1 protein-coding gene and 1 pseudogene are annotated in these 1,522 nt (G+C 72.5%); both read right to left on the bottom strand.

Annotated features, from left to right (window positions below):
- Positions 1–753 (bottom strand): annotated as a pseudogene (locus tag K377_RS41170) (hypothetical protein); the annotation flags it as partial.
- A gap of 26 nt (positions 754–779) precedes the next feature.
- Positions 780–1,522 (bottom strand): HAD family hydrolase (locus K377_RS41175; protein WP_146614882.1); only part of this gene is annotated, 743 nt, incomplete at its 5' end.

Here is a 1,522-nt window from a genome sequence, read left to right on the forward strand (position 1 = left end):
GATCTCGATGCGGTCGGGTGTCCGCCGGACGTGGACGCCGTCCTGTTCCAGCAGGCGCAGCAGCGACTCGAGTTCGGCCTTGCGGTAGGGGCGGTGCAGCACCGTGGTGCCGTCGGCGAACGCGGCGGCGAGGACGGCGGCCTTGGTGGCTCCCGAGTATTCGGCTCCGGTGAGCAGGGTCTGGTCGTCGGCGAACAGGCCGAGGTCCAGTTCGGTGGCCCGGTAGCCGTGTGGGGGCAGGGTCAGCTCGCGCCGTGTGGCGTCGAAGCGGGCGCCGAAGTGTTCCAGTACGCGCACGATGTGCCGCCAGGGGCGGGCGCCGCGGTCCTGGGCGCTGCCGATGGGGCAGCCGCCGAACGCGGAGAAGCCGATCCGGCCCCGGCGGGCGAGGAGCGGGGGCAGGAGGTAGAGGCTGCCGTGGATGTTCTCCGCGACGGGCGGGAGCGCGGTGGCGGAGCCGGTCGCGTCGTCGGCGGAGGGGAGGTCGCCGGGGGCGAGGACCAGGCTGGAGCCTGCCTGTGAGGTGTGGACGCCGAGTTGGGGCAGCAGTTCGAGGTAGGTGCGGGTCTCCAGGATGTCCGGCACGTTGGTGAGGACAGTGCGTCTCCGGGATCCGACGGCGTAGGCGACGGCGAGCACCATGACGTGTTTGAAGCCGGAGACGTTCACGTGGCCGCGTGCGGGGTTGCCGCCGCGGGCCGTGAGGTGGGCCGGTGACTGGACCGGGGCGAGTGTCGGGGCGTTGATGCTCACGGTGTTCTCCGCCTTTCGCAGGGTTCTCAGGAGGTCGCGGGCGTCGTGGTGGGGCGGCGCACGAGTTCGGTCAGGGGCCGCAGGTCGTTCCACACGGTGGTCGCGGCGCGTTCGGTGTCGCGGAGGGCGGCTCGGCCGTCGCGGTCGAGGAGGGCGGTGCGGAAGCCGTGGGTGCGGGGGCCCGCGATGTCGCAGTCGTAGCGGTCGCCGATGAACAGGGTCTGGGCGGCGGTGTGCGGGGCGAGTTCGTCGAGCACGGCGGTGAACATGCGCGGGTGCGGTTTGCGTGCGCCGACGCGCCAGGACACGACGCAGCCGCGGGGGCGCAGTTCGGGGCCGAGGAGGGTGTGGAGTTTGCCCTCGACGTCGGGTGAGGCGTTGGAGCACAGCACCCACGGGATGTGGTGCTCGTGCAGGGTGCGCAGGGCGGGGCGTACGTCCTCGTAGAGTTCGAGGCGGCGGGCGTCGAGGACGGCGCGCAGTTCCTCGATGAGCGTCGGGGTGACGGGTACGTGGGCGTAGCGGGCGGCGGCGCGCCAGCTGTCCTCCTCCCAGCGTGCGTAGGCCGCGGCGGTGGCCGGTGTGTCGCGCTGGACGGTGCCGTTCTTACCCTCGACCAGGTCGACCAGGTGGACGGTGTCGATGCGGGCGCGGTCGGGAGCGGCGTCGTACAGGACCTGGGCGGGGCTTCCGACGGTGCCGGGTTCCCAGTGGCCGAGGGTGCCGAAGAAGTCGAGGGCCACAGCTTGCGGGGGCGTGGTTTCGGGGG

The organism is Streptomyces sp. PsTaAH-137, from assembly GCF_003259365.1.
Lineage (GTDB): Bacteria > Actinomycetota > Actinomycetes > Streptomycetales > Streptomycetaceae > Streptomyces.